The sequence below is a fragment of the Flavonifractor sp. An100 genome (genome assembly GCF_002161175.1).
Taxonomy (GTDB): domain Bacteria; phylum Bacillota; class Clostridia; order Oscillospirales; family Oscillospiraceae; genus Lawsonibacter.
This window is the reverse complement of record NZ_NFMA01000002.1, coordinates 58,837-85,764: the sequence shown is the minus strand read 5'-3', so window position 1 is coordinate 85,764 and position 26,928 is coordinate 58,837. Positions and strand designations below refer to the sequence as shown.

Sequence of the window (26,928 nt, the reverse complement as noted above, 5' to 3'; positions counted from 1 at the left end):
ATACTCCTTTCTCCCAACAGGACCTATTCTCACACCTGAGCGCGCAGGCAGGGCGGACAGGCCTCCAGCCGCTTTTTTCTCTGCCGGCAGGCCCACAGATCCGCTGCCACCAAAATCACGCACCACACCAGCAGCAGGACAAAAATCAGCAGGGCGCAGTTCCGAAAAAATTCCTGAGGCAGGAGCAAAATGATGGGATCCTCCCGCCAGTCAAAGACCCAGTTGGTTTTTCCCGGGAAAAACAGAGCGTGAAACACCACAAAGGCCCGGTCAAAATCGGTAGCCGCCAAGCCACCGATCACCAAGAAAACAGTTCCCAGCCCACAGGCGCCCCAAAAGCCCGGACCATGTCCCCGGAAACACCAGGGGCGCACCTGCTTTTTCCGGCTATAGACAAACAGAATCGCCAGCCCCAATAAACTCAGGCCCAGCACACACAGGTCCAAAATAAAGAGTGTTCGGACATCGGCAAAGTGGCTGGCCCCCGACTGGGAAAACCACAGAACCCCAGCTGCAAAATCGGGGCGCAGGCCCAGACAGTAGTCCATCACCTGATCAAAGGCCTGACGGATCTGCTCCACGGTCAATCCGGTTAGGCCGGGCAGGTCCAGAGCCTGGATATGGGCGTAATAGAAGGGGCGGCACAGCAGGGGCACTGCCACGGCTCCTGACAGCACGGTCAAGGCGGTGAGGATAGACAACACCACCGCCAGGGGCTTACTTGTTCTCATGGAAACACACCTCCAGTGGGTTCGGGCAGGGCAGACAGCGCAATGAGTACCTGTCCTGGCAAATAAAACAGCCACATTCCGATTCTCGCAAACTCTGCCAAAGCGGACGGGACTAGTGCGGGATTTTGGAAGATACCTACACAAAGATCACAGCATAGAAATAAACTCAGTCCAAAGCTCAGCTGCCTGGCTCTCACGCCCCGACAGCCCAGGCTGGACAAAACATTACATAGAAAGTTAGAAAAATACACCAAAGCAAGTCCGTTAAGGCGGTTCAACAGCCCTAACACCCGCAAGCTCACCAAGGCCACTCCGCTCAACCCCAGACGCAGTCCCCACCAACTCTTCCCACCGTTGGCGTGGAAGATGCGAATACCATAACATAGCTGCACCAAACAGAACAGCCCTACACCGAACAGATAATTCCGGTCCAGCAACAGCAAGAATACATCGGATACTGCGGTAACGGCGAGGGCTAAGCCAGTCAGGTGCTCTCCTCCCGGCTGGGCTCCGGCCCACAAAGCAAACACAAGGCACAACAAAATTCCAAGATATTTTATACCATTGGAGCCCGCTCCCCCTACCCTCAGGTCCCAGACCAGAAAGGCCAGGTAAAGCCCTGTCTCCAGGATCAAAAACAGCGCCGGAACAAACCGCCGCGAGGATTGATGCACTCTGATTCTCCTCCTCTGCTTCCCACCGGGCTGCATCAGTTTCCATCTATTGTAGCCAAATTCATCATAGCATAAAATTAGCTCCGCTACAACTGCATAAAAAACGGGCCCGGCAAACGCCGGACCCGTTTGAGGCCAGAATCAATTGGATTACTTGGCAGCGGGCTTCTTGCCGCCGAAGATGGTCTTGCAGCCCTCCACAGCCAGCACCAGAGCCAGCACGAAGAGCAGAGCACCCAGAATAGCCTGGGCATAGGGGCCCCAGTCAAAAGCACCAGCGGCATCCAGAGGCATACCGCCAGCCTTGGCAATGACGCTCACCTTGCTGGAAACGGTCTGAACCAGAGAGGTCAGAGTGACAATCAGCATGAAGAGCATGGGGATGTAGAACATCTTATTGTTGCGGCCGATGTTGCCCAGCCAGGCACACACAGTCAGCAGAGCCAGAGCGGCCAGCAGCTGGTTGGCAGCGCCGAACAGAGGCCAAATCTTGGAGTAGCCGGTCATGCCCAGGCCAACGCCCAGCACCACGGTGATGGCAGTGGCCACCACGGGGTTGCACAGCACGGCCTTGGCGCCGGTGGCGTCCTTGTAGGTCTCGCCGGGCTTGAGCCAGAACTCCTGGAACATATACCGGGCCAGACGGGTGGCGGTATCCAGAGAGGTCAGGCAGAACACGGACACGGTGAGCACCAGCAGAGAGGCGATGGTGCTCTGAGCGCCCTCCAGGCCGGGGATGGAGGCCACCATGCGGGAGATGCCGGTGGCAAAGACCTGGGTGGGAGTGACGATCTCCTTGTTGGCATACTCGGTCCAGATGAAGGACACGGCGCTCAGAGAGATCAGAGCCAGGGCACACTCGATGAGCATGCCGCCGTAAGCGATGGGCTTGGCATCACGCTCGTGGTCCAGCTGCTTGGCGGTAGTGCCGGAACCCACCAGAGAGTGGAAGCCGGAGATGGCACCGCAGGCGATGGTGACGAACAGAGCGGGGAACACATAGCCCAGGGAGCTGCCGGTGGGGGCCAGGGTGTCATACCAGCCGGTGAAGGCGGGCATATCCATGTGGGCGGCGTCCGCACCGGTGAGGCCGGCGCCGATGACGCCCACCGCAGCGATGATCATCATGGCGTACAGCAGGAAGGAGCTGAGGTAGTCACGGGGCTGGAGCAGAATCCACACGGGAGCCACGGAGGCGATGAGGATGTACAGGCCGATGACCCACATCCAGGCGGTGTTGCTCAGATAGATGGGGTGCCACTTCAGACCGATGGCCAGGCAGATCACGATGCCGATGACGCCCACGATGGTGGCCACGGACAGGGGAGCGCCCTTGCGGTAAACAAAGAAGCCAAACAGAATCGCCATGACGATGAACAGCAGAGAGATCATGGCCACGGAGGCATTGGTGGCGGAAGCCGCCTCATCCAGAACTCCGTCCACATAGGTGGCCTGGAAGGTGCTGGCCACGATGGAGGCAAAGGCGGCCACCACCAGAACCAGAGTCAGGTAAGAGAACACCAAAAACAGCTTCTTGGCCCGGTCGCCGATGTTCAGGGCAACCACCTCGCCCAGGGACTGACCCTTGTGGCGGATGGAGGCGAACAGAGCACCGTAGTCATGGACTGCACCAAAGAAGATGCCGCCCACCAGTACCCACAGCACCACGGGCACCCAGCCAAAGACAGCGGCCTGGATGGGACCGTTGATGGGGCCGGCGCCGGCGATGGAGGAAAAGTGGTGGCCCATCAGAACAGGAGCCTTGGCGGGAACGTAGTCCATGCCGTCCTCCAGTTCATGGGCGGGGGTAACTTTGGAGTCATCCACACCCCACTGCTTGGCAAGCCATCCGCCGTAGAAAATATATCCTACGATCAGAATGATAATGCCAACGATCACAACTAGCATTGCATTCATTGAGTTTTCTCCTCTCCTTTATCATCGCGAGCAATGACTCGCTCCGTCAACCGCTTCAGGTCCTTTTGGATCGTTTTCCCGCTGCGGTTAACGGTGATCTCGCCTGTGGATACATCCACGGCGGCTATTCGAAACTCCATCCATCCATGGAGCGATAGCTTATATTCCCTGCGCTTCTTCAGCTTTTTCAGCTGGGCCAGGGTTCCAGGATCGGCCCGGTCATACAAAACAACCGCCGTCAAATAGGTATACATGTGTTGGGCGTGGGGCTTAATGCGAGGCTCTCCATCCTCCAGTACCCGCCCATAGATCTTCTCCAGCGCCGGGCCGTTTAATTGCTCCAGCGACCACAAATAGAGATATTCATGGTTCTCGGCTGCCCAGAGCTCCGCCCGCTTTACCAATACATACTGGCTATCCCGCATATGGTAGGCACACAAAGCCTGTAGACCGGAATCATCCTCTATGGACTCAATATCATAATAGGCGGAATACACCTTCTTTAAGTGCTCCACCAACGCCTGCCGCAGTTGAGACAAAGGAGCTTCCTCGCTTTCCTTCTGCTCCCCGAGGCACAAGAAAAAGCAGCCCACATGAAACCTGGCTGCCTTCTGTTTCACGCTTTCAATTGGAACCGTTACCATCCGCAGGGGGCAGAATTATGAACAAACTATTAATATCAGGGTTATCATAGCAGATTCTTTTCTCCTTTGCAAGGGAAATATCCCAGCTATATAGCAAAATACTACGGTCTTTCCCCGTTATTTTCATCTATTTTTCCTATTTCTCTCAATCCTTTCCCCTTTATGGGCCGTTTTCTTACCCGCCTCTACATTGACACCACTCTTTCTATCCGTTACAATAATAGCGCACGAAATACACCCCTGGATTCCTCGTTAGGAGGCTCGTTTATGAAGGATTGCGGACCCCAGCCCCGTTTTGCGGGCTTCGGCCCCCTCTGGGCACGTTGGAAACGACTGGCTGTCCCGTCCCTTTTTTTCTTTACCATCATTTATTATGAGGAGCTCTTCCTCAAGCTCTATTGCTTTCAATCTGTTTCCCCTACCGGAGCCCTGTTTACTGCACTGTTCACCATTCCGGTGGCTGCGCTGCTCGGTTTGCTGTGTGGAGGAGTTCCCCATCGTCTTGGCCGGTTTCTTCTCCCCTTATGTGCCGCCCTTATCTCCCTTTGGTTGGGCGCACAAGCCATCTACTACCACCTTTTTAAAACCTTTTTGACCATTTTCTCTTTGACCAAAATGGCAATGGTGGCCGGTGCCTTTGGAGATATGGCCACTTCAGAAATCGTTGTCAACTGGTTTCCCGTTCTTATGATGCTTCTGCCGGTGATCGCCTCTATACTTCTGAGTAACCGGCTTCTCCTCCCTGAACCCCTGCCTCCAAGACTCCGCCTTCATTGGGCCGCCCTGGCCATTTTCGTTCAGCTGATTACCATGGGAATCGTCATGCTCTGTGGGGGCGGTGTACTCTCTCTGCGCTATATCTACACTCAGACGGCTACCCCTGAGTTGGAAGCCCAATATTTCGGTATGCTGACCCAAACCCAGCTGGAAATCCGCCGTGTAATTTTTGGAATTGACCCGGATGACCCCTCCCAGCGCCGTCTCATTAAATGGTCCCGTCCCGCCGATGCCAGGCCCGGTATTTCCACCCCCGTCATGTCCCCTCCCTCCTCCGAGGACTACCACATTATGGACATTGACTTTGACTCCTTGATGGAGCAGGAGGAGGATGAAACCCTTCTAGAGGCACACCAGTGGTTTTCTAAGCGCCAGCCCTCTCCTAAAAATGAGTGGACTGGCTACTTTGAAGGAAAAAATCTGGTCTGGATTGTGGCGGAGGGCTTTTCCACCCTGGCCATGGACCCCGAGCGCACTCCTACCCTGTGGCAGCTCTCCCATGAGGGCTTTGTGTTTGACCATTTTTATACCCCTCTCTGGGGCGTATCCACCTCTGACGGCGAGTACGTAACTACCACCAGCCTCATTCCAAAGTCCGGAGTCTGGAGCTACTCCCAGTCCTCTGAGAACTACATGCCCTTTGCCCTTGGCAATCAGTTCCAAAAGCAGGGCTACCGGACCATGGCCTTTCACGATTACCTCTATGATTACTATGACCGCAACCTCTCCCATCCCAATATGGGCTATGAGTATGTGGCTCTGGGCCAGGGACTGGAAATGGAATCTGCGGACAGCTTCCCCCCTTCCGACCTGGAAATGATGGAAGAGATTGTCCCCATGTTTGTGGATGAAGATCCGTTCATGGTCTACTGCCTGACGGTAAGCGGGCACTTGAATTATACCCTGGAAGAAAACGCCATGTCCCGCCGGCACTGGGACGAGGTAAAGGACCTGCCCTACAGCGATACGGTCAAATGCTACCTGGCCTGCCAAATGGAGCTGGAGCTGGCGTTAGAGAGCTTGATGGACCAGCTGGAGCAGGCAGGCAAATTAGAGGACACCGTTATCGTTCTCTCCGCCGACCACTACCCCTACGGCTTGACGGATGAGGAATACAGTGAGCTGTTGGGCCACGAAGTAGACCCCGTGTTTGAAATTTATGAGAACACCTTAATTCTCTGGAGCGCCGATATGGAGGAACCGGTCCACGTCAGCAAGTATTGCTCCAGCCTGGATGTAATGCCCACCTTGTCCAACCTGTTTGGTCTGGAGTATGACTCCCGTCTGCTGATGGGAGAGGATATTCTCTCCTCTAAACCAGGTCTGGTGATCTTTTCCAACTACAGTTTTATCAGCCGGGACGGTTACTACAATTCCACCACCGATGAGTTTACCCGATGGGACGGCCAAGAGCCTGATTTAGACGCCGTGGCCTCTCTGGTAGCTGAGGTGCAAAACCGGGTGGCCTACTCGGCGGTTATTCTGGACTACGACTACTACCGCCTGGCACTTAATGGTCCGCCCAAAGAGGAGGAGCCCGGGCTCTCCCTTCAGCTCACTCCCGGCTGGACCAACGACAGCCGCTTGGAAAATTTTCGGCAGCCTTAACATCACAAAAAACCAGAAGAGGACCTTGACCAGTAAGCCGGTCAGGGTCCTCTTCTGTTGTACAAGGAAACGTATTTGTTTGATTTATATTTACACCGCCTACAGCGGATTGTCTTTGGTCTGCCATCCCCGGGGCGCCTCCGGTGGCTGGCAGTGGTGACGCCTTCTGCGTCAGGTGCAAAGGGTACGTCCTCCTGGGAAGGCAGAAAGGCGAACCATTCAAACGGTAAATATACCGTTTCTTTTGCGAGGGAAACCTCAGATCCTCGATCCGCTTATACTTTACCACAATCTTTCCAGGCATTTTTCACCAAAGAGCAAACTTTTTATGAATAATATATGAATCCTGGCAAAAAATTGACGCACCTGCTAAGCAGGTGCGTCGAGAGAATGCTTATTCTGGCTTGTTGCAGTCCAGCAGGATCTTGGGATACTTGGAGGTCTTAAACACCTCAAAGCTCTCCACCGCCTGGCTTAGCGGCATGATCTTCCCAATGATCTTATCGGTCTGCATCCGCTTGATCTGGCGAATGGCACGGGGCATAATGGCCGTATTGGTAAAGACCGTCTGGATCCGGCCTTCCTTCATGTACAGCTCATGGAGGTTCAAGGGCATCTCAAACTTGGGCGGGAACACCGCGAAGTACACCGCGTTGCCGCACCGGGCCAGAATCTTCAAGGGAGTCTCGGCCGCCTTGGGCGATCCGGACATCTCAAACACATAGTCAAAGCCTAACCCGTCGGTAATTTCCATAGCCAGCCGCACCACCGCCAGTGGCTTCCACAATACGCAACGTGGCAAAGCTCAGCACAGTCATGGCCAGGAAGGCACCGGTCATCCGGTAGCTGGACAGGGAGCTGCGGGTTTCGGTGTCACGGGTCATAGTCGCAGGCATAGCAGAGTAAGTCACGTTAACCATGGTGTACAGCAGCACCAGAATGAAGTACATGCCTAGTCCCCACCAGGTACGGGCCGTCTCCGACCACTCCGGATTAGTGGTAAAGGTCAGTACGTTAAAGATCAGCATGGGGGCAAAGGAGAACATGACCCAGGGACGATACCGGCCCCATTTGCTCTTAGTGTGGTCCGCCAGAGAGCCTACCACCGGGTCGTTAATAGCATCCCAGAACTTTGAAATAAAAATCAGCAAGCTTACCGTAGCTGCATTGATCAGGGCGATATCTGTCAGGAAGAGGACCAGGTAAGAACTGACCAGAGACCAGCTCATATTACAGGCAAAGTCGCCGCAGGCATAGCCAATTTTACGGGGAACATTCAGTTTTGTATACTCATCCACCGTAACGGGTTTGGTGCTCATCGAAAATCCCCTTTCCATCTCAAAATTAAATTTAGGGTATGATCATTCGCTCCTTTAAATCAATATCCTTAGCACCTCTGCGGGCGCCGGAGACAGCCGGCGCCCGCGGCAGGTACGACAGGAAGGATGAAACTAGCTTTTTTACTTGCCCATCAGATTGCGGATGTAAGCCATCACATCATCCTGGTGATATCCGTACTTCTTCCGCAGCTCCTCGCCGCTACCGAAGCCCGCATATACCTGAGGAATGCCGAAGCGCTTAAAGGACTTGGGCTGAATTTTGTTATCCACGAAGAAATCAGACAGGGAACTGGCCAAACCGCCGCTCATCAGGTGATCCTCCCAGACCACCAGGTTGCCAGTTTCCTCCACCGCCTTCCGAACGGCCGCTTCGTCGAAAGGCTTGATGGTGTACATGTCGATCACTCGAACGTCAATTCCCTCTTTGGCCAGCTCTTCCGCTGCATCTAGGGCCTCGCCCACCATCTCGCCATGGGCGATAATGGTGACATCCTTGCCGTCCCGGGCAGTGACGCTGCCGCCGATGGAGAACTTGATCGTTCCGGGCTCATACAGCTGCCGGTCCTTCTTGCCTTGGGCCAGGCGGATGTACATGGGGCCGGGATAGTCCATGGACAGATGGAGAATATCGCGGATCATGTTGGGGTCACAGATGGAGATTACAGTCATATTGACCATGGACTTGACAATGGCGATGTCCTCCATGGCGTTGTGGGTGGAACCGCCGCCGGAGGTCAGGCCGCCGCCAGTACCAATAATCCGAACCGGAAGGTTCTGATAGCACACCTCGGTGCGTACCTGCTCGCAGGCCCGCATGGACAGGAAGGGCAGCATGCCCATGATCACCGGGATATTGCCCGCCAGGGCCAGACCGGCGGCCACGCCCACACAGTTCTGCTCCGCGATGCCAACGTCAATGTACCGCTCCGGATAGGACTGACGGAATTGCTTCAGATTCATGCCCACATCAGGCGTACACACAAACAGCTTCTCATTGGTCGCGCCGATCTCATGCAGGGTATCTCCGATCACACTGCGGGCGGAGATCCATTCCCCAAAGTTAAACGAACCAGCCATCGTTATGCCTCCTTACCGTAATTCTTTGCCAGATCCTTCAGCGCCTGCTGGAAGTCCTCCTGGTTGAGGCTGCCGGCATGCCAGCCGATTACCTTCTCCATAAAGTCCACGCCCTTGCCCTTGGTGGTATGGGCAACGATAGCGGTGGGCCTCATGGAGGACGTGGGGGGCAGATTATCCAGGACGTCCACAATGGCGTTCATATCGTGGCCGTCAATTTCCACCACGTTCCAGCCAAATGCCTTCCACTTGTCGGCATAGGGCTCCATATTCATCAGTTCCTCGGTATAGCTGCACATCATCTGCTTGTTGCGGTCAATGACAGCGACCAGGTTGCCCAGCTTATAGGAGCTGGCAGACATGGCTGCCTCCCAAACCGAGCCCTCACAGGTCTCGCCGTCGCCCAGCATACAGAACACCCGATGGCTCTCCTTGTGGACCTTGGCGGAAATGGCCATGCCAACCGCCATGGCCAGGCCCTGACCCAGGGAACCGGAGGAGCACTCTACGCCGGGTAGCTGCACCTTACAGGGGTGCATGCCGTAGGCGCTGTCCAGCTTACCATATGTACGGACGATCTCATCATAGTCGAAGAAGCCCCGCATGGCCATGGCGATGTACATACACACCGCCCCGTGGCCCTTACTGAGGATAAAACGGTCCCGCTTGGGGTTAGCGATGTTGTTGGGGTCCACGTTCATGCCGTGGTGGAACAGGCCGATCAGCAGATCGGTCATGGACAGATCGCCGCCGATGTGTACCGATCCCTCATACACGCCGCACAGGTTAATGAGCTTTTTGCGCATCTCATAGGCCAAATCGGTCAGGCGCTGTACCTCTTGCTTGTCTGCCATCTAAGTTGTGCCTCCTTTTTCATTTGGCCGCCCCTCTTGTCAAAGATGGGTCGGCCGCTTGTTTGTTTCAAGTCCCATTCACACGGGACAAAATGCTTTACTCAATGTCAGGATTGCAGCGAATCAAAATCTTGGGGTACTTTCCGGTCAGCTGGGCTGCAAATGCCTCCACACCGTCATCCAGCTCAAAGACCTTCTGAGTCAGCGGCTTTAGGTTCAAGTGGGGCAACAGCTGTACCGCTCTGGGATAGGCATAGGGCGCTACCATGACGCCAGTCACCGTGATCTCATTGAAATAGCAGTAGCGGGAGATGTTGAAGGGAAGTTCAAAGTCATTGGGATATGCCGCCCAGGCTCTTTACTCCACGCAAAACTCCTGTGTTCTGGTTACCGACCGACGCACCTTTGGCATGGCTGCCGGTAAGTCCTTTGATCTGCCTCACCGTAAACTGCAGCAGATCATCCAGGGGCGGGTTGTTTTCTTAGACGGGGGCGACGCCCACTCCAGTGTTGTGTTAAAAAATTTGTCTAACCGAAGTCAGGTCTGTCAGGCAATCAACCGGTTCCGCTGACACATTTTGTCCTTTGGAACAAAACAGGGAGGACCTGACGGTCCTCCCTGTTTTCCTGTTATTTTTCCGGCATACGCAGTACCGCTTTGATCACCCTTCCATGGTGGGAGGCAGCAAAGGCTGCGTTGATGTCCTCAAAATCAAAATACTCAATCAGCCGATCCACCGGGAACCTGCCCGCTTGATAATAGCCTAACAGCTTAGGAATGAAGTCCTTAGGAATAGAGTTTCCTTCGCTAACCCCCTTTACGGTTTTGGCCCCCAGATTATTGCCTAGCATCAGCGTCGAGCCTGCTCCTGCCATAACTAGTGTGCCCATGTAATTTAGACTATCCAGTGCCACTTCGATCATACCGGTCACCCCACTGGTGTCCACCGCATAATCCAGCCCGCAGCCAGTAATGTCCCGTAGCGTCTGGATCAGATCTGCCGTCTCCCGGCGGTTGACCGCATGGGTCGCCCCCAGCTCCAGGGCCAACTCCAAGCTGCGCGCATTGCCTCCCACCGCGACGATGTTGCGGCATCCCGCAATCCGGGCTGCCATAATGGCGCTCATCCCCACGGTTCCACAGCCGAATACGCCAATCGATGTGCCAAATTCCGGACGTAGGCTGTTTAATACAATACCTGCTCCTGTCTGCACCCCGCACCCAAAAGGAGCAGCTAACCCCAAATCGATCGCCGGGTTAATTTTTACCGCATTGCGCGCCTTGACCACGGCTCGAGTGGCAAAGGAGGACTGGGGAAAAAATGCCCCCAGCTTTTCTCCCTTCCATCTATGCCGCTGGGTACCATCCGGCATAACTCCCTTATACAGAGCTGATGAACCAATCCATTCCCGTCTTTTTACACCGCCACGCCCTGTATGAGATTTTTTACGGCGTGGAGGGAACCTTCCAATTTGAATGTGAGGGAAAGATAGAGACACTGGGACCTCAGGACTTTGTGATTTTGGGGAAAAACCGCCTCCACCGAATTATCTATACCCCGGACCAACCAGCCACCTATTTCACCATTATTTTTGACATTGTGGTGAAAAATGGCCCCGCTCCCTTGGAGGCAGAGCTGGAATATGGGGAGATTATGGAGGCTATGGCCCACATAGACAAGGAGAAATACCGACGCGGACACTGCCATCAGTCTCAGCGTCCTCTCCTGCACCGCATTCACCACGAGCCTTTAAATCATCAACTGGGCTGGCTGTGTCAGACCTCCGCTTTATATTGTGAACTGTTTTCTAATCTCCTGCGGGAGGTTGCACCTGCTTCCTCCCAGATTCGGACCCCTCTGGGATATAAAAATATCGCCCTGACCGCCACCAAATACATCCATGCCAACTACACCGAGGATTTAAATATTGATATGGTCGCCAAGGCACTCAACGTGACTCCACGCCACCTCAACCGGCTGTTTCAAGAGCTCTTTGGCAGTTCCTTTGCCCGTACCGTCAGCATCATCCGCATGGAATATGCCAAGCAGCACTTGATTTCCAGTAATGAGTCCATTGAGCGGATTGCCGCAAGGGTGGGACTTCCCTCCGGAAAGGTACTCAGCAAACTCTTCCATGAACAGGAGGGAATGTCTCCTGCCAAATACCGTTCCCTCCACCAACATAAATAATTATCTGCGCCGCCTGTTCCACAGTAGGGTAAGCCCAATACAGAATATCGTGAGCAATACATAACCCCAACTGGCCATCAAGATCATGCCCCTCTCGTCTGAGATCCCCATTCCCACTGCCAGCTCCCCTAAAATCAGGGCGGATAAGAACTGTCCCGCGTTAGAAATAGCTCCGTTCACTCCGTATGCATAGGTGCTCTGCTCTCTGGACACCGCTCCTCCAATCATCAACTGGGTCTGAGGCAAAAACCAGGACAAGCCCACGCCAATCCACACACTGCCAAAATACAGCATGGGCAGATTCTCTGATATTCCGATCAGGAAAAATCCTCCTGTGGTCACTGCCACGCTGATTCCCAGCATCCACTCCTTGCCCCATTTGCTCAGTACCTCAAACAATAGGCCACCGAAAAATCCACAGATATTGACAATGGAGTAGGAAAGGCCTGACTGTGCAGCCGTTCCCATGCCAGTATTTGCTACAAAGAGAGAGATATGGTTGGTATAAGCAAAGTAAAGCATAAACCAGCGAGGTGACAGCTACCACAAACACACTTCCCGGAAGCCTCCCCGCCTTTTCCCGTTGCTGGGAAATTGAACGGGGGGCTTTTCCCCCTGAGGGCAAGAAGAGCAGGGTAAGGACAAACACCGGTAGGCCGATTAAATAGGCCAGGAAACAATATTGCCACCCTACTACAGACAGCTGTCCGCCCACATAGGTGTAGAAGGCTCCACCCAGCATACCTACCGCGGAGTTGAGCCCCATGACGGCTGCCCGTTCCTCCCCCTGGAAATATTCTGCGGTCAGGCTGGCCGTCAATGGGATAACCAGACCCACGCCTGCCCCATACAAGCACCGCATTGCCAGAATAACTGGGAAGGAATGGACAAAAAAGGGCGTCAGACCACCTATCACAAAAAAGATGCAGGCCAAAAGAAGCAGTTGCTTCTTCGAGGCCCATCGGCAAAACAAGCTGCCAAACAATGTCACTGGCGTCTGAACCAAAATGGGGGCGGTAATCAGCATCTGAACCAACGTGACCGGCACCTGGGGAAAGGCCTCCGCCAGATCGGCCACCCCAGAAGCCACCGCAAGAGCACCCATGGTCAGTGCAGAAAGTGCTCCAACTGCCAGTTTAATCCTCCACGTTCCCATCATTAGGCCCCCTTTTTGGTTAGTTTAACAAAATCCCCCCTATCTCCCAGGGTAATTCTGACACATTTTCCCTATTCTTAGCCGTTTTTTACCCCAGATAATAGTCTCCCTCGCCGCCCTCAAAGGGCTGATTTGGGAGGTGTTATTTTTTATAGACAAAAACCGCCTGCCGCAAATTGCAGCAGGCGGTTTCTAATTTTCGTTTGTTGGGCGAGGCGTTTAGCCCGCTACCCCCAGTTGAGTCCAAAGATCATTGTACAGCGTACGGGTCTCAGCAGGGAGAACTAGGTAGGCCTCACACCGGTCCAGCACCCCCTGGGGAGCCGCCATGATCTCATAGAGCTCCTCGTCCAGCGGCTCGCCATAGGTCTCCTCATAATATTCGGGATATTTCTCCAGAGCCTCCTTGTTGGGAGAGGCATACCAGATATAGTCCATGTTGGCCAGAGAGGCTTCGGTGGAGCACAGGAAGTTAATCCACTCCTCCGCCTCATCCTTGTTCTTGGCATCCTTCAACACACACATGGCGTCCACAAACCAGTTGGAACCGCTCTCGGGAACCGCATAGGCCAGATCCGGGTTGGCCTCCAGCATGGACAGGTAATCTCCGGCGTAGTAGGTGGAGGCAGCGGCGCTGCCGCTCTCCATGAGCTGGAACACCTCATCCATGACAAAGGCCTGGTAGACCCCATCCTTGTTGGCCTGAGCCACCCGCTCATAGGCCTGGCGGATTTCCTCCTCGTTGGTGGTGTTTACCGAATAGCCCAGGCTCATCAGCGCGATGCCGAAGGCGTCCCGGGAGTTGCGGATCATCAGCACATCCCCGGCGTGGTCGGGGTCAAACATCAGGTCCCAGGTCACCGGCTCGGTGACCCGCTGGGTGTTATAGATGATACCCAGGGTGCCCCAGGTGTAGGGGACGGTGTACTTGTTCTCCGGGTCATAGGATAGATTCTTGAACCGGTCGTCGATTTTCGCGAAGTTGGGAATGTTGTCATAGTTGAGCTCGGCCAGACGGCCCTCTTCGATGAGCTGGGAAATCATGTAGTCCGAGGGGACAACCACATCAAAGCCGCTCCAGCCGGTGGTCTCCAGCAGGTTATATAGGGTCTCGTTGCTGTCGGTGGTCTGGTAGTTGACCTTGATGCCGGTCTCCTCCTCAAACTGGGCAATGAGACTGGTGTCGATATACTCGCCCCAGCTACAGATATTGACCTCCCGCTTGCCGGAACCAACGCCGCTGGTGCTTTCGCTGGCTCCCGAACTCTGGGGATCGTCCATAGCGCAGCCCGCCAGCAAAGTGGCCGACAGAGCACAAGCCAGGGCCAAGGCAATCATCTTCTTCAAAGGAACATTCCTCCCATATCTCAATGTGTTTTCTTATCTCCACGCCTACAGGCGGTGGGTACAATTTGATCTGCAAACTCACTTTCGCTTGGCCGCTTTCTCCTGGCGGACCTGGCGGACGTTGACGATGATCAGCAGCAGGAGTACCGCCCCAAACAGGAGGGTGGACACCGCATTGATCTTGGGATTGACTCTCTTTTTGGTCATGGAGTAGATGACCATGGCCAAGGTAGAGGTCTTGGGTCCGGCCGTAAAATAGGAGATGACAAAGTCGTCCACACTCATGGTAAAGGCGATCAGCATTCCGTTGACGATGCCCGGCTTAATCTCAGGCACTACCACTTTCCAGAAGGCCTGCATCCAGGTGCAGCCCAGGTCCTGAGCCGCATCAATAAGGTTTTTATCCATCTGGCGCAGCTTGGGCATGATAGCCAGTACCACATAGGGGATATTAAAGCTGACGTGGGCAATGAGCAGGGTAACAAACCCCAGCTCCAGCCGTGGGGCGGTAAGGCGGTAGGTATTCTCCATCCAGGTGACAAACCCGTTCCAGGCCCCAAAGGAGGCCACAAAGAACAGGCACAGGGACACGCCGGTGACGATGTCGGCGTTGATCATGGGAATGTTGTTTACCACCAGAAGGGGCTCCCGCCAGCGCCGGCGCATGTTATAAAACCCGATGGCAGCAAAGGTACCAGCCACAGTGGCAATGGCGGTGGCCAAGAGTGAGACCACCAGAGTGGTATACACGCCGTTTATAATCAGCCGGTCTTGAAACAGCTCCTCATACCAGCGCAGGGAAAAACCCTGCCACACTGCACTGCTGCTCCCCGCATTGAAGGAGAAAATGATGAGCAGGAAAATGGGTAGATACAGAAAGAGGAACACCAGGGCGGTAAATACCCGGCCCAGCACGCCGGGGCGGCTTCCCAGATTCATAGCATCACCGCCTGTTCCTCGCCCTCACCGAAGCGATTCATCACATACATACACACAACCACAATGACCATCATCACCAGCGAGATGGCGCTGCCCAGGTAGGGGTTATAAGCTCCACCCAAGAACTGTAGCTCAATGAGGTCACCCAACAGCAGCTTCGTTCCGCCACCCAGCATTTTTGAGATGGCGAAGGTGGACACCGAGGGGACAAATACCATGGTCACCCCGGAGAGCACTCCGGGCAGAGACAGGGGAAAGATCACCTTTCGGAACACCCGGGAAGAACTGGCGCCCAAATCTCGGGCCGCCTCCAACAGGGAGTTGTCCAGCTTCACAATCACCGAGTAGATGGGCAGGACCATGAAGGGCAGATAGTTATAGACCATGCCCAACACCACCGCCCCCTGGGTATAGAGCATGCGGAAGTAGGTCATGTCGGTAGCCCGGGCGGTGTTCAGCACAAACTCTGTTCCCAGCATCCCGTTCAGCCAGTCCAACACGCCGCTGTTGAGCCAGGCACACAGGCTGTTGAGGCCACCATTTATAAGGTTGCCCAAATCGATGATACCGATCGCCGCAAACAGCCGGTTCAACAGGCCGTTATTCTCCAAAATAGACACCCATGCGTAGGTGCGCAGCAGGAAGTTCATCCACATGGGCAGCATAATGAGCACCGTGGCCACCTTTTGAAAGGAGGGCCCCTCTTTCGCCATGAAATAGGAGAGGGGGTAGCCGATGAGCAGACAGATCAGGGTGGCAATGAGTGCCATTTGGAACGAGCGGGCAAACACCACCGCAAAATCTCCCATACGTGCAAAATTGTCCAGAGTAAAGCCGCCGGTGCTGGTGGTAAAGGCGTAGATAACTACCATCACCACCGGGGCCACGGTAAATAGAGCCATCCAAACCACATAGGGGACGGCAAACCAGGAGAGCTTATTCCTCATTTCCGCCCTCCTTCCCTTCCTCCTCGGGCTCGTAATCCACGTCGCTGATCTCCTCATACTCCTCCGAGTAAGAGGAATAGTCGCCAAACATCCCGGAGTACTCACTCTTTTTCATAACATGGAATCCATCGGGATCAATTTTTATGCCGATGTGGCTGCCCACCGGGGACAGATCGGTGGTCTGAATGAGCCACTTAAAGCCATAAAAATCTACGATAATATCGTACTGCATTCCTTTGAAGGTCACGTTGGTGACCGTGCCCTTCAACTGGCCCTGATCCTCCGGGACAATGTCCACGTCTTCCGGCCGGATGACCACATCCACCGGCTCATCCTTGGCAAAGCCCTTGTCCAAGCACTGGAAGCGGCGGTTGAAGATCTCCACCACGCCATCCTCCCGCATGATACCGTCGATGATGTTGGACTCGCCGATGAAGTCGGCCACAAAGGCGTTTTTCGGCTCGTTGTAGATGTCCTCCGGAGTGCCGATCTGCTGAATGCGTCCAGAGTCCATGACCACCACGGTGTCCGACATAGCCAGGGCTTCCTCCTGGTCGTGGGTCACGTAGATGAAGGTGATCCCCATGGCCTGCTGGATGCGCTTGAGTTCGTTTTGCATGTCCTTACGCAGCTTCAAATCCAGCGCGCCCAAGGGCTCGTCCAGCAGCAGAACCTTGGGGCGGTTCACCAGAGCCCGGGCAATGGCCACCCGCTGCTGCTGTCCGCCGGACAAAGAGGTGACCCGCCGCTTTTCAAAGCCCTTCAGGTTTACCACCTGGAGCATCTCCATCACCCGCTGGTCGATCTCCTGCTCCGACAGCTTGATCTTTTTCCCCTTCTCATCTATCTTGGGAATCCGCAGACCAAAGGCGATGTTTTCATACACATTTAAGTGGGGAAACAGAGCGTATTTCTGGAACACAGTGTTGATGGCCCGCTTATGGGGCGGAACAGCATTAATCCTCACACCGTCGAAATAGACGTCCCCAGAGGTGGGCGTCTGAAAACCACCGATAATCCGAAGGGTCGTGGTCTTGCCGCATCCACTGGGTCCGAGCAGTGTGAGGAATTCCTTATCATTGATATACAGATTGATCTTGTCGAGTACGACCTCGTCGTCGAACGCCATGGTACAGTCCGCCAGGCGAATCAACTCCTTGGACATATGTCCTCCCCCCATTTCTTTTTATTGCTGTCTTGTCAGCTCCCTCGATTTATTCGCCCGGGTCGGCGTCGGCATACAAAGACGTCCGGGGGGCCGGGCTTTCACGGATAGCGAGATACACTATATCCGTTCATCCCCCAATTGTCAATTGGTTTCCCTGAAATTTTCACTGTTTTTTACAAGATTCTCCACCATGCCAAAGCCCCGGGACAATTTTGCCCCGGGGCCTTCCATTTCTTACATTATATTGGCTGCTTTTCCCTCCAAAGCCAGGAATAGAGAAATGGTCTGTCCCATCCCGCGCTGGTCCAACAGCACCAGAGTGTGGGCAATTTCCTCCTGGTATTCCCAGTCATTTGGACTGTATACGGTGCGCTTGGCTGTACCGTCCTCATACTGCTCCTCCACCAGCATCCAGGCGCACTCCGCCGGCACGGACACATGGGCGTCCTCCGCCTCCTCCGGGATAAACTCCTGTTGCTGCATAACCTGGTCGGCCTCATCAAACACCTTTACCGCCACAGACTTTAACCGGGCCACATTCTCCACCTTCACCTCCACCGTTAATGAGGTGGTCTCGCTCTCGCCGTTGACCGTAGTGGTCTCCGTTGCGTTGGAGGAAAAGCTCATCCCTCCTATCGCACCGCCATAGCTGTTCCCCGAACCGTCCAGGTAGATGGTGCCGTCTGCCATCTGGAACACATTGTAGGCCCTCCAGACGTAATCCGGCACCCTCTCCGCCCAGTCCTCCCCGGCACCTACCGGGGGACCGCAATAGATGGTACCGCTGAGAGACTGCTCCGTCCCTCCTACCTTCACGCGGGCGTCAGCCAGATTGTAGCTGCCGCCCCACACCTGGCTGCCGTCTTCCATGGTCCGGAGCGCCAGAAAGGCATTATACCCCTCTAGGCCGGGGAAGGTATACTCCCCCGTCGCCTCCCGATACTCTCCAATCAGAATCTCCCGGGGGATGGCCAGCGTTCCAAAGCCCTCCACAGCCAGGTCCTGGGTTCCGTACTCCACCCAGTGGGTGCGGTCCTCCTCCGGATAGGCCTCCGGGTTGGCCTCCACTTCATCCATGGAGGGGGGCATGGGCTCATAAACCACATGGAAGCCCACCCAACGGTCCTCCTGGCCCTGCCGCTCCGGCCGGACCAGACGTCCGCCTGTGAGATCCAGGGCCCAAAACAGCCCCACCACAACCAGCAGGCCTGTCAGCACCCAGATTTCCCGGTTACGCTTCTCCTTCTTCATGGCTGTCCTCCAGTCTTCCGTCGAAGTGGAGGATATCCCCCACGTCACAGTTTAAGTAGTAGCAAATTCGGTTGATGGTATGAAAGCGCACGCCGCTGGCCTTGCCGGAGCGGAGGATGGAGAGATTGGCCTCGGTGATCCCCACCTTGGCGCACAGCTCTTTCGAGGTCATCCCCCGCTCCTTCAGCACCTGGCTGAGATGGACCTGAATGGCCACCGCTCCTCCCCCCTTTTCCTTATTATATAATGGAGTCGCTGTCCACCTGCAGCTCCCGGCCCCGCCGCACCAGGCGGCACAACAAAAACAGCCCTGCGGCCAGCAGCAGAGGAAACAGAGGGATGTACACGGAAAAATGAGTGCTCCGCAACTGTCCCAGCAGAGCCAACTGGGTCAGGTTGGAGATCAGGAGCATCAGGACTGACGCCTGCACCATGAACTTACACCCCAACGCGGTGCGCTCACTCAAAACCACCGTCTCTTCCACAAAGCCCTCCCCCATAACACGGGACAGCTCCGCCCCCCACAGCAGGGCCATGGCCCCCATGAGATAGGGGGTCAACTCCAGCAGGGCCAGTACCACCAGCACCGCCGCGGTGAACCAGGCTCCCTCCGGGTCAGCTGTATTTTGCTCCATCACCTCTTGGCCTTGGGCCAGCGCGTCTGCCAGGTAGCTGTACACTCCGGAGAAGGCCACAAAAGCGGCTCCTCCCACCAAAAGCGGCCGACACGCTCCCGCCAGCCGTTCCCAGGGACACTCCTCCATGCCCCGCAGCAGCTTCAGCACCAGGGCCGCCACCAGCATGGACAGCAGGCAACCCACCGCTGCCACCGGGTAGATCTGACCCATCGGTCCAGGCAGTAGGGTGGGATTGATCCCATAGTACAGCAGACTAAACAGTACCGGAACCGCCAGGCCAGCCAGCGCATCTTCCAGATGCCAAGCGCTCCGTTTCCGCCGCCAGAAGATCAACACCCCCAGCGGCAGCAGGCACACAACCGCTGTCACCGCCCAGACCGCCGCGCTGCCCCAGCCTCCCGCCAGAGCCAGAGTCCGCAGGCCCTGTCCCAACGCCAGCATAGGAGCTGACCAGCGGTCCATCTGCGTTCCTCCGTCTATCCCCTGGCCCACTACCGCCAGCAGACCGCCCAACACCGCGCACAGCGCTACCAATACCAATTCCTTTCGTCTCATAGCGCCCTCCAAATTATCGTAATTCAATAATTCCAAGGTCAGTGTATCAGCTAAATTATTGTTTGTCAATAATTTTTAGGCAAAAATAAGACGCGGCAAGGGCCGCGTCTTATTACTCCTCAATTTCCAGCCGCCAGCTCTCCATCCGCCAGGCCGCAATGACCCCGGCCAGGTAAACCAGCAGCCAGACCACTGCCAAGCCCAGGTCTCTGGTTTGGGTTGTGGGCCAGCCTATCTGCTGCCACACCCCCATGAGCAGAGCGGCCGGCAGCAGTACCTGTCCCGCAAAGAGGTAGAGACAACGCAGCCAGAAGGAACCACACTGCCTCATCCCCTCCCGCCAGGACTCATCCTCCTGAATCAGCAGCCGCTGCAGACGAAACATCACATATAAAAAGCCAAATACAGACAGCCACACATACCAGGGCTTTCGTTGTCTCATTTCTGCTCCTCCTCATCCCGTTTCCAACGGTAGCCGGGGAAATACTCCTCCACAAAGTCTACATTCTCCACCTGAAAGGTACGGCCGTTCAGCCCCTCCAGTGGCCCGGCATCGGTGGTAAAGCAGAAGGTGAGCTTATAGGAGTATAGGGCCTGGCCGTGGCGGCCGTATCTCCTGTTTTCCCGCTCGCTGCCATACTTTCCGTCCCCCACCAGGGGGTGCCCGGCGGCGGCAAACTGGGCCCGGATCTGGTGGGTCCGGCCGGTGATCAGGTCACATTCCACCAGGGACAGGCCGTTTTTCACCGCCAGGGTCTTGTAAACGGTGACGGCGGTCTTAGCTCCCGGCTCGGGGCGGGAGCGGACATAGACCTGCTTTTTTACCTCATCCTTAAACAGGTAGCCCTTCAACTCCCCCTCCCGCGGCTGCAGCTTCCCCTTCACCACGCACAAATAATACTTGTTCAGCTCCCGGTCCTTGATTTTCTGGTTCATAACCCGCAGCCCTTCCGCTGTCTTGGCCGCAATGACGATCCCTCCCGTGTTCCGGTCAATGCGGTTGCACAGGGCAGGGGCAAAGGAGTTTTCCCAGTAGGGAGACCACTCCTTCTTCTGGTACAGATAGGCCTGGATGTGGGTGAGCAGAGTATTCACCCGCTCATTTTCGTCCGGGTGGACCACCAGACCGGGCCGCTTGTCCAGCAGCAGAATATGTTCGTCCTCGTAGAGGATATTCAGCTTGGGCTGATATAGGGAGAGGAAAGCGTTCTCCGGAGTAGGTTTATCAAAAAACTCGTCGTTGATGTACAGCTGCAACACATCCCCTTCGTTGAGCCGCATATCCCGCTTGGAGCCCTTTCCGTTCACCTTGACACGCTTTAGGCGGATGTACTTCTGGGCCAGGGGGGCCGGCAGCAGGGGCAGAGCCTTAGCCAGCCAGCGGTCCAGGCGCTGCCCGGCATCATTTTTCCCAATCGTAAATTCCTTCATGGCTCGCCCTTCCTTTTTATACAACATGTGGGACACTGAGAAGATTCCACCACAAAAATTTATATTTGTCAATGAGAAAAAAAGGTTTGACAAGCTGTTCCCTTTTCTTTATAATATTCTCCGTACCATTATGCAAGTATAGGGGATATCCCCGGGGAGGAACGTCATGCGCCTGGATTTACGCGAAATCATTCACGTCCCGGACGCACAGAAGTCCTTCCAATTGCAGCTGGATCTGTCCGATCTGGAGTTCTATGGGCGCAAGCCCATATCCCGCCCTGTTCTGGCCGAGGGCAGCGTGACCAACCACGCCGGCGCTCTGGTATTGGAAGGGACGGCCCGCTCCCTACTGGACCTAGCCTGTGACCGCTGTGGGAAAGAATTTTCCCGGGAAAAGGTGGTTGAGCTAAACAGTCTGGTGGCTCAGGAGCTGGAGGACGAGGAAAACGACGAGATTCTTTTGCTGGACGGCACCGAACTGGACTTGGACCAGGTGGTGCGGGAAGCCTTTGTCCTTGCGATGGATACCAAAAATCTTTGCTCAGACGACTGCAAAGGGCTGTGTGCCAAGTGCGGGGCCAACCTCAATGACGGTCCCTGCGGGTGCAAACCTGACGTCGATCCAAGACTGGCAGTCCTTGCGCAGCTGTTGGATAAAGAAACTGAGTGAGTAGTCGAAGTGCCTTGATCGGCACGCAAACCGAAGGAGGTGTCACCCATGGCGGTTCCTAAGAGAAAAGTGTCCAAGGCCCGGCGCGATAAGCGGCGCAGCTCCGTTTGGAAGCTGGAGACTCCCGGTATCGTGACCTGCCCCAAGTGCGGGGCGTTCCGGCTGCCTCACCGGATGTGCAAAAATTGCCTGACCTACAACGGCCACACCTTTGGCCAGGTCGAGGCCCAGCAGTAATCTTACGATTGCAAAAAAGCCCGCTGTGGAGCTCCACAGCGGGCTTTTTTATATCTTTATCTCCCAATCTGAAACTGCTTATAGAAATCCAGCGTGTGAAAGCCCCGCTCCACCTGGGCATGGAGATAGGCCTCCGCCACATTTCCCAACTGCTCCAGGCTCTCTCCCTCCGCCCGGAAGGAAAACAGCCGTTTTGGGTCCCCATAGACGATATGCCGCGCCCCCTCCAGGGCTTCCCCGCTCAAAGGCATGGAGATTCCCTCCCCCACCTCATCCCGGCAGCGGGCACAGTGGAGTACTCCTTCCCGGATATGGAAGCCAGGGTTCTCCGGCTGTTCCACCCCGCAAACGGCACAGCCGTCCAGCAGAGGCTCATAGCCTGCCAGACACATGGCTTTGAGCTCAAAGGCCGCCTTGATCAGGGCCAGGGGCTTATTCAGTTTGTCCAGCGCGTGGAGACTGTTCAAGGTGAGGGACAACAGCTCCCCGCAGGGCTCTCCCTCCACCGCCAGCACCTCCGCCACCTCTGCGAAATAGCAGGCCAGGGCCAGCTTCTCTACATCGGCACTCACACCCCGAAATTCCCGGAGGATCGAGGCCTCCTTCACCGACCAGCGGCCCTGGTAGTCGTAAAGGACCAGCTCCGACCAGCACAGCAGCTGACAGCCGGCAGCCAGGGGGCTCCCCCGCTTTCGGCAGCCCCGGGCCGAAGCGGTCAGCTTTCCCTGCTCCTGGGTCAATAGGGTGAGAATCCGGTCGGTCTCTTTATAATCTACCCCCCGGAGAATCAGTGCCTTTGTGGTGGTGTGCATAAAATCGCTCTCCCATATGTACAACATACGCGGGATAAACCCAACTGGGCTTATCCCGCGGAAATTCGGCCCGGGGCCTCAAACAGTGCACTTTGGTTCCCTGTCCGCCCCAAAGGCGGTCATGGCTGGCTGCTGGGCCAGCTGTTCCCGTTCCTCCTCCAGCCCACGCAGGGCCAGATAGACCTGGGGCAATCCCGTGGCAAAAAATAGCCGCCACAATCCCGATTCTTCCATATGCCAGCCTCCTTCTCTGCTGTTAGACTGGCATCTTTGGTCGAAACTATGTCCGGTAAATTATTCTCCCTTATAGCCGAAATTCTGGATGGCCGCTGGATTATCCCGCCAGTTCTCTTTTACTTTGACCCAGGTTTGCAGGTAAATTTTGGTGCCCATAAACCGCTCCATATCCTGACGGGCCAGGGTGGACACCTTTTTCAGCATGGCGCCCCCTTTGCCGATGATAATACCCTTGTGGCTGTTTTTTTCACAGTAGATGGTAGCTTCCACCTCCACTACCTCGTCCTCCCGCTCGGCAAAGCGGGTAATTTCCACCGCTGTCCCGTGGGGGATTTCCTTATCCAGGCACAGCAGCAGCTTCTCTCTCAAAATTTCTGCCATCATCTGCCGTTCGGGCTGGTCGGAAGTCATATCCTCCGGGAAAAGCTGGGGGCCTTCCGGCAAAAAGCCCTCCAACACATGCAGCAGCTCCTCCACCCCTTCACCCGTTTTGGCGGAGATAGGCACCACAGCGCTGAAGTCATGGGCCTGGCCGTAGGTCTGAATCACCTGGAGAAGCTCCTCCTTGTGCTCCAAGGTGTCCACTTTATTGATGACCAGAACGGAGGGACACCCCAGGCTCTTGATGCGCCCGATCAGCTGTTCCTCCGGGGCTCCGATGTGAGGGATGGGCTCCACCACCAGCATGATACCGTCCACATCCGCCACGCTCTCCTTGACCACATTGACCATGTAGTCGCCCAAGCGCGTGCGTGCTTTATGCAGCCCCGGGGTGTCCACAAAGACAAATTGGCTCTCCCCCCGGTTCCGAATGCCACAGATCCGGTTTCGGGTGGTCTGAGGCTTGTTGGTGACGATGGCCACCTTCTCTCCCACCAGGGCGTTGGTGAGGGTAGACTTGCCCACATTGGGCCGCCCACAGATGGTAATGATTCCACATCGTTTGATTTCTGACATCGTATTATGATCCTCAACTTTCTCTCGATTTTTCGGAATTGAGCAATTTCCCGTTTATTCCCAACCGCACACAGCTTATACACCTTCTGCCTGTTTAAACAGCTGTTTGCTGCGGTAAAACGCTGTTACATAGACGATCGCGGCAGCCACTCCTACCACCAAGGCAGCCACAGCCAGCCACTCATGGAGGCGGGATAGGAGGAGAGAGGACACCAGTCCAACCGCCATCACCTTCCAGCGCCGGCACAGGCAGTCTGAACCAAGTATGGCCTCCCGCTGCCGCTCCAGCTCCTCCACCATAACCACCAATTCATAGGTTGTCCACAGCTGCACCCCAAGAGACAGCAGATCCACTGCCATGTACAGCTCCTGAGACGCACTCCACACCGTCAGCCAGCTGATTCCCGATACGGCCAGCCCTGCCAAACATAGTAGACACACCGCTTTTCCTGTCTCCAGCTGGCGCAGCTCCCGCACTCCAAAATAAATCAGAATATAGCCTACAAAATCCGGTGTGATCAACACCCCCTGCAGGCGAATGTCCAAAAACAAAAACAGAAGTCCCCAAAAGATTTTTCCCACGGTCCTTCCTCCTACTCCCCCTGATCCCGGGTGATGCCCAGCTGGCCCAATATGGCCTCCTCCCGCTGGCGCATCTGCCGCTTCATGGGGCCCTCGTCCAAGTGGTCATACCCCAACAGATGGAGCACCGAGTGGACGGCCAGGTAACAAAGCTCTCGTTCCAGGCTGTGGCCGTACTCCTCCGCCTGGGCCTGGGCCCGCTCCAGGGAGATCATCATATCTCCCAGCCAAACCTGGTCCGAATCCGGGTCAGCCCACTCCGCCCGGGGCTTCTCCCCCGGCTGAAGCTCAAACATAGGAAAGGACAACACGTCGGTGGGGCGGTCCACCCCCCGCATCTCCAGATTGGTCTGGTGGATGCCCTCGTCGTCGGTGATACACACCTCCACCACACAGGGTACGTCCACTTTCTCTGCCTCCAGTGCGGTCTGGATGACCCTTTGAAGGGTCTTTTCATAGGGCCATCCCTCTTCGCAGTCCACGCAAACGCAGTGGGCCGGACTTCTCTTTTCTTCTTGAGACATACCGTCCGCTTCCTTTCCCATCTGTTACCAGGCGGCCACTGTGCCGTCACACCGGGGCTCGGTGCCCCCCACCAGCAGGCCGTTGTCCGTCCGCCAGATAATCTGGCCCCGACCCATGCTGATGTTGGTATTGAGGATTTCCACCTCATGGCCCATCTCCGCCAACTCCCGGGCCACATGGGCGGGCACCTCCCGCTCCAGCTGAATGTGCTTGCCGCCCACCCACTGCATCCGGGGGGCATCCAACGCCTGCTGGGGATTCATATGGTAATCCACGGTGTTCACTACCACCAGCACATGGCCCTGGGGCTGCATGAAGGCGCCCATCACTCCGAAGGGACCCACCGCCTCCCCATCCTTCATCAAAAAGCCGGGGATGATGGTGTGGTAAGACCGTTTCCCTCCGGCCAGACAATTATCGCTGTTCTCGTCCAGGGAGAAATTGGCTCCCCGGTTCTGTAGGGAGATTCCAGTGCCCGGAATGGCTACCCCCGCCCCAAAGGTGGTGTAGTTGCTCTGGATAAAGGAGACCATGTTGCCCTCCGGGTCAGCGGTGCACAGATAAATGGTCCCGCCGCAGGAAGGATCTCCCGCCTGGGGCATCAGAGCCCGGTCAGTAATCAGGCTCCGCCGCCGGGCGGCATACTCCTCGGAAAGCATGTCCTCCACCCGGGTCTTCATGTAGCGGGGATCAGCCACATATGTCTTGGTGTCGGCAAAGGCCAGCTTAATGGACTCCAGGATTTTATGGTAGGTGTCCGCGCTCTCCTTCTCCTCCGACAAAGGCAGGCCCTTGAGAATGTTCAGGGCCATCAGCACCGTAATGCCGTGGCCGTTGGGGGGGATTTCGCACACCGTGTAGCCCTTGTAGTCCGCCGTGATGGGCTCCACCCACATGGGCTTATAATTCTGAAAATCCTCCGGGGCAAAGTAGCCGCCCGTCTCCCGGCTGAATGCCACGATCTTCTCCATCAGATTGCCGCGGTAATAGCTCTCGCAGTTGGTTTCCGCCAGTTCCTCTATGGTCTGGGCGTACTCCTCCCAGCAGAACAGATCCCCTGCCCCATAGGGCGTGCCGTCCGGCTTCATAAAGCTCTTCCACCAGTAGTCATGGGGGGCCGGATTTTTCTCCCGGGCCGCAGCGATCCGGGCGGAGTCCTTCCGCCACTGGGGGGCCAGGTTCACCGCCACCGGGCAGCCCTCCCGGGCGTAATGGATGGCCGGGGCAAAGAGTTCCGACAGAGGCTTAGTTCCAAACCGCCGGTTCAGTTCCGCCCAGCCCGCCGGGGCTCCGGGCACCATGGTGGGCAGCCAGCCAGACTTGGGCATCTCCTGAAAGCCAAGCTCCCGCACCTTTTGGGCGCTGAGCGCCATGGGCGCCGTACCACTGGCATTGAGGCCGTAGAGCTTTTTCTCCTTCTCGATCCACACCAGGGCAAAGCAATCTGAGCCCAGGCCGTTTCCGGTGGGCTCCAGCAGCGGCATGGCTCCTGCCATGGCCACCGCCGCATCCACGGCATTTCCCCCCGCCTTCATCACGTCCAGACCGATCTGGGCACCCAGCGGCACCGAGGTACAGGCCATGGCCCGCCGGCCATAGACCACATTTCGGTGGGAGGGATAGGCATACTGCTCCGGATCAAATTGAGGCATGGCAAATTTC

32 protein-coding genes are annotated in these 26,928 nt (G+C 56.0%); 5 read left to right on the top strand and 27 right to left on the bottom strand.

Going from position 1 to position 26,928, the window contains the following annotated elements:
* Positions 1–29: 29 nt before the first annotated feature.
* The 4 genes from B5E43_RS01715 to B5E43_RS01700 form a co-directional block, all read right to left on the bottom strand.
* Positions 30–731, bottom strand: coding sequence for a TIGR01906 family membrane protein (locus B5E43_RS01715; RefSeq protein WP_087393037.1), 702 nt, complete (start codon positions 729–731; stop codon positions 30–32).
* Complete coding sequence (locus B5E43_RS01710; protein ID WP_158098934.1) at positions 728–1,405, bottom strand: lysoplasmalogenase family protein; 678 nt, start codon at positions 1,403–1,405, stop codon at positions 728–730. Before B5E43_RS01710 ends, B5E43_RS01715 begins: the two co-directional genes overlap by 4 nt.
* A 150-nt stretch (positions 1,406–1,555) precedes the next feature.
* Complete coding sequence (locus B5E43_RS01705; RefSeq protein WP_087393035.1) at positions 1,556–3,322, bottom strand: carbon starvation CstA family protein; 1,767 nt, start codon at positions 3,320–3,322, stop codon at positions 1,556–1,558.
* The gene (locus B5E43_RS01700) at positions 3,319–3,861 is read right to left on the bottom strand and encodes a hypothetical protein (RefSeq protein ID WP_143382920.1); all 543 of its coding nucleotides are present in this window, start codon (positions 3,859–3,861) and stop codon (positions 3,319–3,321) included. Before B5E43_RS01700 ends, B5E43_RS01705 begins: the two co-directional genes overlap by 4 nt.
* A 372-nt stretch (positions 3,862–4,233) precedes the next feature.
* On the opposite strand from B5E43_RS01700, the gene B5E43_RS01695 reads away from it, so the two are divergent.
* On the top strand, positions 4,234–6,351 hold the full coding sequence (locus B5E43_RS01695; RefSeq protein WP_158098933.1) for an alkaline phosphatase family protein: 2,118 nt from the start codon (positions 4,234–4,236) through the stop codon (positions 6,349–6,351).
* Positions 6,352–6,745: 394 nt separating this feature from the next.
* Here the strand turns inward: B5E43_RS01695 and B5E43_RS01690 are convergent, their stop codons facing one another.
* The 5 genes from B5E43_RS01690 to B5E43_RS15010 form a co-directional block, all read right to left on the bottom strand.
* The gene (locus B5E43_RS01690; protein WP_143382918.1) at positions 6,746–7,105 is read right to left on the bottom strand and encodes a zinc-binding dehydrogenase; all 360 of its coding nucleotides are present in this window, start codon (positions 7,103–7,105) and stop codon (positions 6,746–6,748) included.
* A complete protein-coding gene (locus B5E43_RS01685) occupies positions 7,077–7,670 on the bottom strand; it encodes an MFS transporter (RefSeq protein WP_158098932.1) in 594 nt (197 codons plus the stop codon). The genes B5E43_RS01690 and B5E43_RS01685 overlap by 29 nt, the downstream gene beginning before the upstream one ends.
* 141 nt (positions 7,671–7,811) lie before the next feature.
* Entirely contained in the window at positions 7,812–8,768 is a 957-nt protein-coding gene (locus tag B5E43_RS01680) for a transketolase C-terminal domain-containing protein (protein WP_087393030.1), read from the bottom strand.
* A gap of 2 nt (positions 8,769–8,770) precedes the next feature.
* Complete coding sequence (locus tag B5E43_RS01675; protein ID WP_087393029.1) at positions 8,771–9,622, bottom strand: transketolase; 852 nt, start codon at positions 9,620–9,622, stop codon at positions 8,771–8,773.
* 97 nt (positions 9,623–9,719) lie between these two features.
* Positions 9,720–9,890, bottom strand: a complete 171-nt coding sequence (locus B5E43_RS15010; RefSeq protein WP_158098931.1) for a hypothetical protein — start codon at positions 9,888–9,890, stop codon at positions 9,720–9,722.
* Positions 9,891–9,957: 67 nt separating this feature from the next.
* Here B5E43_RS15010 and B5E43_RS01670 point away from each other — a divergent pair, with 67 nt between their 5' ends.
* Positions 9,958–10,194: a hypothetical protein gene (locus tag B5E43_RS01670; protein WP_087393028.1), complete on the top strand. Its 237-nt coding sequence runs from the start codon at positions 9,958–9,960 to the stop codon at positions 10,192–10,194.
* 58 nt (positions 10,195–10,252) lie between these two features.
* On the opposite strand, the gene B5E43_RS01665 is transcribed toward B5E43_RS01670, so the two are convergent.
* A complete protein-coding gene (locus tag B5E43_RS01665; protein WP_087393027.1) occupies positions 10,253–10,996 on the bottom strand; it encodes a zinc-binding dehydrogenase in 744 nt (247 codons plus the stop codon).
* Positions 10,997–11,016: 20 nt separating this feature from the next.
* Between B5E43_RS01665 and B5E43_RS01660 the strand changes: the two genes are divergently transcribed.
* Entirely contained in the window at positions 11,017–11,814 is a 798-nt protein-coding gene (locus B5E43_RS01660; protein ID WP_087393026.1) for an AraC family transcriptional regulator, read from the top strand.
* On the opposite strand, the gene B5E43_RS01655 is transcribed toward B5E43_RS01660, so the two are convergent.
* The 11 genes from B5E43_RS01655 to B5E43_RS01605 form a co-directional block, all read right to left on the bottom strand.
* Positions 11,815–12,282 carry an MFS transporter gene (locus B5E43_RS01655; RefSeq protein WP_343214258.1) on the bottom strand — a complete coding sequence of 156 codons (468 nt, stop codon included), beginning with the start codon at positions 12,280–12,282 and terminating at the stop codon, positions 11,815–11,817.
* The gene (locus tag B5E43_RS01650; RefSeq protein WP_158098930.1) at positions 12,206–12,970 is read right to left on the bottom strand and encodes an MFS transporter; all 765 of its coding nucleotides are present in this window, start codon (positions 12,968–12,970) and stop codon (positions 12,206–12,208) included. Before B5E43_RS01650 ends, B5E43_RS01655 begins: the two co-directional genes overlap by 77 nt.
* 219 nt (positions 12,971–13,189) lie before the next feature.
* On the bottom strand, positions 13,190–14,308 hold the full coding sequence (locus B5E43_RS01645; RefSeq protein WP_242964672.1) for a spermidine/putrescine ABC transporter substrate-binding protein: 1,119 nt from the start codon (positions 14,306–14,308) through the stop codon (positions 13,190–13,192).
* A gap of 87 nt (positions 14,309–14,395) precedes the next feature.
* Entirely contained in the window at positions 14,396–15,256 is an 861-nt protein-coding gene (locus B5E43_RS01640) for an ABC transporter permease (protein ID WP_087393022.1), read from the bottom strand.
* Entirely contained in the window at positions 15,253–16,203 is a 951-nt protein-coding gene (locus B5E43_RS01635) for an ABC transporter permease (RefSeq protein WP_087393021.1), read from the bottom strand. The genes B5E43_RS01640 and B5E43_RS01635 overlap by 4 nt, the downstream gene beginning before the upstream one ends.
* Positions 16,193–17,368: an ABC transporter ATP-binding protein gene (locus tag B5E43_RS01630; RefSeq protein ID WP_087393020.1), complete on the bottom strand. Its 1,176-nt coding sequence runs from the start codon at positions 17,366–17,368 to the stop codon at positions 16,193–16,195. The genes B5E43_RS01635 and B5E43_RS01630 overlap by 11 nt, the downstream gene beginning before the upstream one ends.
* A gap of 237 nt (positions 17,369–17,605) precedes the next feature.
* Positions 17,606–18,622, bottom strand: a complete 1,017-nt coding sequence (locus B5E43_RS01625; RefSeq protein ID WP_087393019.1) for a hypothetical protein — start codon at positions 18,620–18,622, stop codon at positions 17,606–17,608.
* Positions 18,603–18,839 carry a helix-turn-helix transcriptional regulator gene (locus B5E43_RS01620; protein WP_087393018.1) on the bottom strand — a complete coding sequence of 79 codons (237 nt, stop codon included), beginning with the start codon at positions 18,837–18,839 and terminating at the stop codon, positions 18,603–18,605. The genes B5E43_RS01625 and B5E43_RS01620 overlap by 20 nt, the downstream gene beginning before the upstream one ends.
* 22 nt (positions 18,840–18,861) lie before the next feature.
* Positions 18,862–19,815, bottom strand: coding sequence for a hypothetical protein (locus tag B5E43_RS01615; protein ID WP_087393017.1), 954 nt, complete (start codon positions 19,813–19,815; stop codon positions 18,862–18,864).
* 112 nt (positions 19,816–19,927) lie between these two features.
* The gene (locus tag B5E43_RS01610; RefSeq protein ID WP_087393016.1) at positions 19,928–20,257 is read right to left on the bottom strand and encodes a hypothetical protein; all 330 of its coding nucleotides are present in this window, start codon (positions 20,255–20,257) and stop codon (positions 19,928–19,930) included.
* Positions 20,254–21,246 carry an RluA family pseudouridine synthase gene (locus tag B5E43_RS01605; RefSeq protein ID WP_087393015.1) on the bottom strand — a complete coding sequence of 331 codons (993 nt, stop codon included), beginning with the start codon at positions 21,244–21,246 and terminating at the stop codon, positions 20,254–20,256. The genes B5E43_RS01610 and B5E43_RS01605 overlap by 4 nt, the downstream gene beginning before the upstream one ends.
* Before the next feature lie 166 nt (positions 21,247–21,412).
* Here B5E43_RS01605 and B5E43_RS01600 point away from each other — a divergent pair, with 166 nt between their 5' ends.
* Both B5E43_RS01600 and rpmF read left to right on the top strand, forming a co-directional pair.
* On the top strand, positions 21,413–21,916 hold the full coding sequence (locus B5E43_RS01600) for a DUF177 domain-containing protein (RefSeq protein ID WP_087393014.1): 504 nt from the start codon (positions 21,413–21,415) through the stop codon (positions 21,914–21,916).
* A 48-nt stretch (positions 21,917–21,964) separates the two neighbouring features.
* On the top strand, positions 21,965–22,153 hold the full coding sequence (gene rpmF / locus B5E43_RS01595; RefSeq protein WP_087393013.1) for a 50S ribosomal protein L32: 189 nt from the start codon (positions 21,965–21,967) through the stop codon (positions 22,151–22,153).
* Positions 22,154–22,209: 56 nt separating this feature from the next.
* On the opposite strand, the gene recO is transcribed toward rpmF, so the two are convergent.
* The 6 genes from recO to B5E43_RS01570 form a co-directional block, all read right to left on the bottom strand.
* Positions 22,210–22,965, bottom strand: coding sequence for a DNA repair protein RecO (recO, locus tag B5E43_RS01590; protein WP_087393012.1), 756 nt, complete (start codon positions 22,963–22,965; stop codon positions 22,210–22,212).
* A 78-nt stretch (positions 22,966–23,043) separates the two neighbouring features.
* Positions 23,044–23,199, bottom strand: a complete 156-nt coding sequence (locus B5E43_RS15005; protein WP_158098929.1) for a hypothetical protein — start codon at positions 23,197–23,199, stop codon at positions 23,044–23,046.
* A gap of 60 nt (positions 23,200–23,259) precedes the next feature.
* Positions 23,260–24,159 (bottom strand): GTPase Era, encoded by a 900-nt coding sequence (gene era, locus B5E43_RS01585; protein WP_087393011.1) that lies wholly within the window; start codon positions 24,157–24,159, stop codon positions 23,260–23,262.
* Between the two features lie 75 nt (positions 24,160–24,234).
* Positions 24,235–24,741, bottom strand: a complete 507-nt coding sequence (locus tag B5E43_RS01580; RefSeq protein WP_087393010.1) for a hypothetical protein — start codon at positions 24,739–24,741, stop codon at positions 24,235–24,237.
* 11 nt (positions 24,742–24,752) lie between these two features.
* Positions 24,753–25,265, bottom strand: coding sequence for an rRNA maturation RNase YbeY (gene ybeY / locus B5E43_RS01575; protein WP_087393009.1), 513 nt, complete (start codon positions 25,263–25,265; stop codon positions 24,753–24,755).
* A 24-nt stretch (positions 25,266–25,289) separates the two neighbouring features.
* Positions 25,290–26,918, bottom strand: coding sequence for a gamma-glutamyltransferase family protein (locus B5E43_RS01570; protein WP_087393008.1), 1,629 nt, complete (start codon positions 26,916–26,918; stop codon positions 25,290–25,292).
* Positions 26,919–26,928 lie beyond the last annotated feature (10 nt).